The organism is Bifidobacterium sp. POST2/T3 (B1), assembly GCF_058197115.1.
The window spans coordinates 1-6711 of sequence record NZ_JBVPQK010000135.1 but is presented as its reverse complement, the minus strand read 5'-3'; the positions used below and the strand labels follow the sequence as shown (position 1 = coordinate 6711).

The 6711-nt window shown below is 56.4% G+C and carries 5 protein-coding genes and 1 pseudogene; 2 read left to right on the top strand and 4 right to left on the bottom strand.

The window, feature by feature from the left end:
• The 4 genes and pseudogenes from AC0AP0_RS07340 to AC0AP0_RS07325 form a co-directional block, all read right to left on the bottom strand.
• Positions 1-596: type 1 glutamine amidotransferase (locus AC0AP0_RS07340; protein ID WP_490429940.1), on the bottom strand; the 596-nt coding region annotated here is incomplete at its 3' end.
• Positions 597-622: 26 nt separating this feature from the next.
• On the bottom strand, positions 623-1969 hold the full coding sequence (locus AC0AP0_RS07335; protein WP_490429938.1) for a Mur ligase family protein: 1347 nt from the start codon (positions 1967-1969) through the stop codon (positions 623-625).
• Positions 1970-2280: 311 nt separating this feature from the next.
• Entirely contained in the window at positions 2281-3153 is an 873-nt protein-coding gene (locus AC0AP0_RS07330; RefSeq protein ID WP_490429941.1) for a LacI family DNA-binding transcriptional regulator, read from the bottom strand.
• A 36-nt stretch (positions 3154-3189) separates the two neighbouring features.
• Positions 3190-3318, bottom strand: a pseudogene (locus AC0AP0_RS07325) (LacI family DNA-binding transcriptional regulator); the annotation flags it as partial.
• Positions 3319-3517: 199 nt separating this feature from the next.
• On the opposite strand from AC0AP0_RS07325, the gene AC0AP0_RS07320 reads away from it, so the two are divergent.
• On the top strand, positions 3518-5287 hold the full coding sequence (locus tag AC0AP0_RS07320; RefSeq protein WP_110413547.1) for a glycoside hydrolase family 13 protein: 1770 nt from the start codon (positions 3518-3520) through the stop codon (positions 5285-5287).
• Between the two features lie 19 nt (positions 5288-5306).
• Positions 5307-6611 carry an MFS transporter gene (locus tag AC0AP0_RS07315; protein ID WP_490429936.1) on the top strand — a complete coding sequence of 435 codons (1305 nt, stop codon included), beginning with the start codon at positions 5307-5309 and terminating at the stop codon, positions 6609-6611.
• The last annotated feature ends 100 nt before the right edge of the window (positions 6612-6711 follow it).

Sequence of the window (6711 nt, the reverse complement as noted above, 5' to 3'; positions counted from 1 at the left end):
ATGACCTTCTTCCATCGGGCCCCCTCGGTGTGGTCCTTGCCATTGTTGCCGCGGCCATCCTCGGTCACCATGCCCAGAGGCTGGGCCCCCTCCCCCAGGTAGGTCAGACCCGAGTGGTTCTCGTAGCCAACCACCCTGCCGAAGTCCTCTGCCTGCTCCACCAGGTTGCCGATCATCCGCTCGGGCTTGGCAATGGTGTGCACGTCAAGAATGCCGACCCCCTCCAGGCGCTCATGGTCGGAGGTCTCGAAATAATGGCCGAAGAGCTGATAGAGCCCGCAGATCATCAGCATGGGCACATCCTGGTCGGCCAGATCGCGCAAAAGTTCGCCCCGCTCCCGCAGGTCGTCGATGATCCGTTCCTGGCCATGGTCCTGGCCGCCACCGCCCAGAATCATGTCGATCCGCTCCGGCCAGGCATCGCCGGGATCGTAATAACGGACCACGGGACTGAACCCATACAAATCAGCCCTGCGGGTCACGCTGAGAATGTTGCCCGAATCCCCATAGATGTTCATGTCGCGGTGGTAAAGGGAGAGAATCAGCAACGGCGGATGGTCTCCCACGGCCTTGGTCTTATCCTGCGTCTGAGGCATTCCTGCGCTCCTTTTGGTTCGCTCGCTCATGCGCCCACCCCGGCATCGTCCACGCTCGTGATCCTGCCGAGGGCGGACCGGAGCCGGAGCATAGACGTATAAGTGCAGTAGATTCGCTTGGGTCGGCCTGGATGCACCTCCAGGAAGGCTGCCAGCGCCCGATCCAGGTCGGTCTCGATCGCCTCGGTGGGCACCTGGTCATAAGCCAGGCGCAGGGCCATGTCATAGGCCCGGGTGCCGGAAACCATAGCCACGCCGGTATTCCTGAGCGAGGTGAAGTCCACATCCCAGAGCCAGCTCATGTCACGCCCGTCCGCATACTCGTCCCGGATGGCAATCATGGTGTCCTGGCCGGAAGGGTCGAAGGAGGACAGGGCCAGTCGGAAGCCCATAGGGTTCTTGACCAGGACCAGCTCAACCGGCGCGCCCTGGTAGGTGATGACCTCGCCACGGCCGAAGGCGGGCGTCACCTTGGACAGGGCATCCATGAGCGCTGCATCATCAGGCTCCTTGTCTTCCAGAACGACTCTCACCAACGCCAGGGCAGCGGCCGCATTGTAGAGGTTGTAGACACCTTCCAGACGCAGATCGGTCTCCAGAAGCCGACCGTCCAGGCGGAAGGCGGCCCTGTGGTCCATGACCCTTTCCAGGGTAACCTCGGCTGGCAGCCGGTGACCGGGGCGGACCGGGCGGGAAGCGCTGGCCGCACCGGCACCATCAGCATCCTGATCCGAGGCATGCATGTCGTCATCGGTGGGGAAATAGCTCAGCAGATCGTCCGACAGGCCGAAGTAGGCCACACCGGTCTGGGCCGGCGTCTGAGCAGCCAGGCTGGCAATGCGCGGATCCTCCCGGTTGAGGACCACCGTGCCCGTGGTGGCCTGGGCCACCTGACCCAGCAGCCGGGCAGTAGTATCGATTTCCCCGAACCGGTCCAGCTGGTCACGCATGACATTGAGCAGGAGGGCGTAGCGGGGCTTGACCTGCCGCACAAAGTGGACCGCATAGGCCTCGTCCAGCTCCAGGACGGCAATGTCAGCGTGCAGACGGCCGGAGAGCCCCAGAGTGGAAACCAAGGCCGAGACCACGCCACGGGTGAAGTTGGACCCAGTCGGGTTGGTGAAGACCTTGAGACCCAGGGATTCCAGCATGGAGGCGACCATTCGGGTAGTGGTGGTCTTGCCGTTGGTCCCCGAGACCAGAACCACCCCGCGAGGCAGCCCCGACAGGGTCTTGGCCAGGAAGCCCGGGTCGATCCGCTCCACCACCTTGCCAGGCAAGGCCGAACCCCCATGATGGGACAGACGCGAAACGAGACGCACCACCTTGCCGACCAGAAGAGCCAGGAGGGAGCGCCAACGTTGCCAGTTCATATTAGGCCTCCTCCCGTTGATTGCTGCAAGTCTTCATGTTTGCGTCAGTACGAGTGAGGAATACGAAGTTTCCACAACCAAAACTCATAGAATAACCTTTCGCAGGGCGACATACGAGAAGCGCACTGATCACAATCTTCGGAGGCCATAGACTTGATTCTACAAAGGACACGTGTCCTAGTACGAGCCCTCGGCCGGCGAGAGTCATATTAATTCAGGTTGTCGGACGATACGCGCTTCTGAGTCGGGCTCTAACGACTTCCCCACCAAGCATTCTGCATCTTCCTGGCCATCCCCACCACATCCGGGTCTTATTGCTGTGGTGCGCGTGCCGTGGTCCCCCGTAGGACCAAGGCGGGAGTCATTAATGAATGGGGTTCCTGGAGATGCTCTCCACGCATTAATATCAAGGCCTTAGTGGCTGCGTCTCTAGACATCTCTATTGGATTCTGATGGATCGTTGTTAAGTTCACAGCAGAAGCCACGTTGGTGTCGTCGAAGCCGATCACCGACATTTCCTCGGGAATGCGTATCCCGAAGTGCCGCAATTCGGCAACTAGGCTGATGGCGAAGTCATCTGACTCCACACATATGGCTGTCGGGCGAGCCTCTGCAGCCAACAGACGGGCCACCGCAGAGGAAACAGCCACATCCTGTGTGTAGTAGTCACTGAATTTACCCATATCGAAACGCTGAGCATTTTCGCCAACAAAACCCTGCTGATGAGCAGCCTCCATGAAATCATCAGCCCGTAACTGAGAAGTAAAATGAAAATCTCCCGGAGCCGGCTGCTCCACAAAAGCGATGCGTCGATGCCCAAGCTGCTTCAGGAGCCCGACTGCCTCCCGCATAGCACGTTTGTCATCCAAGAGAACGGAGGCATCAAATCCCGTCAGGTTGCCCGAATCAAGCCCGACCGTGGGTATGGTCAACTGACCAAGGATTTCGGATTCCACTTGTCCTAGGTTAATAGAAGTAACTATGATGGCATCCACGTTCCCGTCTGCGGGAAGACGCTCAAAAAAGGTATTGAGCTGTTCGTGGGTACGCACTGTGTTGGGAACAACATCGTACTTGTTGCGGACTAGGACATCGTAAGCTCCTTGGAGCACAGATGAGTCAAACCATGTATTGAGGGCATTTGCAAAAACAATCGAAACCCTCATGGTTTTACCGCTGGCCAACGATGAAGCATTCCTGGCAAAGGAGAACCGCAGACGCCTAGCCGCATCCTGCACCCTCGCACGGGTCCGACCGTCCACCTTATCCAGACCACGAAGCGCACGCGAAACTGTGGAATCTGAGACACCTGCCTCAACAGCGACATCGTGCAAGGTGACCCTAGACATTTCATAACCTTTCCAGCAAGGACAGTACATCCCTCTCACAGTATATCGGAGCAAATCCTAGAAGCACACTCATAATTTGACTTTTTAATGCAAGCGCTATTATTCTTAGGAAGCAATAATCCCCTTCGAAGAATACACGGGATTATATGGCACAATGATGTAATACAGCAACTAATTGATCAGTGAGGATACTGAAGTTATGCAAGAAAATAACACTAATAATAAAAACGCTTTTACTAGAGCTGACCTCTGGTGGAAACAAGCGGTGATCTACCAGATTTACCCCCGCAGCTTTAAGGACTCTACAGGCTCAGGCCTGGGTGACATCAATGGGGTCACCAGTAAGATGGACTACTTAAAGGAACTGGGAGTCGATGCCATCTGGTTATCCCCCTTCTATCCCTCCGAACTGGCAGACGGCGGATATGACGTAGAAGACTACAGGAACGTTGACCCAAGGCTGGGGACCATGGACGATTTTGACATGCTGACCCAAGCGGCACATAGCAGAGGCATTAAGGTGATGGTCGACATCGTTCCCAACCACTCCTCCCATCTTCATCCTTGGTTCCAGGAAGCTCTTCACTCTGCCCCAGGGTCAGCAGCAAGGGATCGATACATCTTCCGCGACGGCAAGGGAAAACATGGCGAGTTGCCTCCAAGCAATTGGGTAGGTAACTTCGGGGACCCCGCATGGACCAGGGTCCCAGACGGTCAGTGGTATCTGCATCTGTTCACAGAACAACAACCTGACTTCAACTGGGACAATCCGGAAGTGCGCAACGACTTCATTAAGACGCTGACTTTCTGGTGTGACCACGGCACCGATGGATTCCGTATCGACGTAGCCAACGGCTTGGCCAAGGACCTCGACCGAGACGATCTAGATGACTACGACTTAGACTCCATGAATGTAACAGTAGATGATGGCACCCACCCCGTTTACGACCGTGACGAGGTCCACGAGATCTATCGCGAGTGGCGCAGCAAAGTTTTCAACAAGTACACGCCGGCACGTTTTGCCGTGGGCGAGGCTTGGGTTCCAGCCAACCGTCAATATCTCTACGCCCGCCAGGACGAACTCGGTCAGGTCTTCAACTTCGAATTCGCCAAATGCAACTGGCTCCGTGACGAAATGCACTTAGCCATCGAGGACGGAATAGCGTCCGCTGCGCGGACCGAAGGATCTACCTCGACCTGGGTGATGAGCAATCACGATATTCCCCGAAACGCCACGCGCTACGCCCTCCCTCAGGTCAAATCCGATAATGGCCAATACCATACCATTGCCAAGGACTGGCTTCTGCGTGACGGAACAACATATCACGAGGATCGAGACCTGGGATTGAAGCGGGCCAGAGCGGCCATCATGATGGAAATGGCCCTACCTGGTTCGGCCTACGTCTACCAGGGAGAAGAACTAGGCCTCTTCGATGTTGCTGATATCCCGTGGGACAAACTCGAGGACCCCTCGGCCTTCAGTGCCAAGGAATCCATGGCCAGGAAAGGCAGGGACGGAGCTCGCGTCCCCCTGCCCTGGATCGGCAAGGACAAGCATTCCTTCGGGTTCTCACCCGAGAGAAAACCTGACGGCCAGACCTCTGAGAAGCCCCATCTGCCCCAGCCGGATTGGTTCGCCCAACACGCAGTTGATGTGGAAGAGGCTAACTCCGACTCCATGCTTTCCTTCTACCGGCAGGTAATCAGGCTCCGTCACGAGAACCAGACAGACGATACCGGCATTACCTGGTTGGAAGACTACGACAAGGCTTCTAATAGACATGATGGCGCTAACGGATACCCCGGCGGTTCAATCGCCTACCGCCGCGCTAATGGGTGGGCCAACGTCACGAATTTCAGTGAAGAGCCTCTAACGCTGCCTCACGGCAGGATTCTTCTGACTTCTGAACCACTCACAGCAGACGGTCGGCTTCCACAAGACGCCTCCGCTTGGATCAAGCTTGACTAGGCAAAGAAGGCAACGCATCATGTCAACATCCAAGCCAGCAACAGATCCGACAGCTAAAGCGACTCCAGAGTCTGGTTCAGCATCGGATCAACCCGCGAAGAAAGGTAAGGCGGAATCGCTACGCTATGTGGTAGGCCTCTTCATCTACAACCTTCTGGTCTACATAGGATTCAATGGAGCGGTTGCGGTCCTTCTTCCCCAACGTCTCAAAGACATCGGGGTAGCCAACCCCTCTGCCCTCTTGGGCACTATCAGCGGGGTTGGAGCCGTTCTCTCCATGTTCATCAACGTCTTTATCGGAAGTATGTCCGACAGGACGCGTTCACGATTTGGGCGACGAACACCGTGGATCGTTGCGGGCGCCGTAGTTGATGGCGTCTGCTTCTATGCAGTTGGCTTACCCAAGAGCGGGTCAATGGTGGGAATCATCTATTGCATCTCACTCATCGGTCTGAACATGATGACCGCACCAATCACCGCCGTCCTCTCGGACCGTGTCCCTGAAAAAGACCGCGGAACAGCAGCAGCCGCCTTTGGCGGAGGCGCAGTCATCGGCCAAGGCATAGGAACCCTCATGGATTCGGCTTTCATCAATCACACCCAAGTCGGATTCTTAGTGGCAGGCATTGCTCTTCTTCTTGCCGGATGGATTCCCATGGCAGTCATTCCACGCGAGGCCTCCAACAAGGATATCCCCAAGACGGCCGAGCCCGTCTGGAAAGTTCTAGTCCACGCCTTCACGCCACCGACTAAGGGAGCATCAGATTTTTGGAAGGCTTTCATATGCCGTACCGGCCTGCTGATCGCTTACCAGATGATCACAGCCTACCAGCTTTATATCCTTGAGGATCGCATCGGCCAGACCAAGGCACAGGCAGGGTCCGTCATCGCCACTATGTCCATGATCACCATGGTGGTTTCCCTGATAGCAACCTTCTCGTCAGGGCCCATATCCGATATGATCAAACGGCGCAAACCACCCATCATATTCGCTTGCGCCCTCTATGCTATCGGCATCGCTCTGGCATGGGCCATCCCCACTCCCACTGGAATGCTGCTTTTCGCAGGCGTAGCCGGCTTCGGGTACGGCATGTATTCCGCTATAGATCAAGCACTCAATGTTGACGTCCTGCCCAACAAGGAGAACGCAGGCAAGGACCTGGGCTTCATCAACATAGCTACTTGCGCAGGGCAAGCTATCGGTTCGGTCTTCACGTCGACCATAGTCACCGTCAGCGGAGGCTATAACTTGGTCTTCCCGGTTGCCATCACCATGACGATCTTTTCGGCCATCGCAGCCGTCATGATCAAGAAAGTGAGGTAGAGAATCTTCCAGTCGGATTCCGGTATCAGACCCCTCCCTGCTGATAGTCCTGGGGCATGTCCTTGAACTTGGACTTCTCGCCCAGGAAGGCCAGCTTGAA

What these genes read in the sequence shown, in the direction of transcription:
- AC0AP0_RS07335 (WP_490429938.1), bottom strand. Translation starts at nt 1,969, where the DNA reads ATGAACTGGCAACGTTGGCGCTCCCTCCTGGCTCTTCTGGTCGGCAAG.
- AC0AP0_RS07320 (WP_110413547.1), top strand. Translation starts at nt 3,518, where the DNA reads ATGCAAGAAAATAACACTAATAATAAAAACGCTTTTACTAGAGCTGAC.
- AC0AP0_RS07315 (WP_490429936.1), top strand. Translation starts at nt 5,307, where the DNA reads ATGTCAACATCCAAGCCAGCAACAGATCCGACAGCTAAAGCGACTCCA.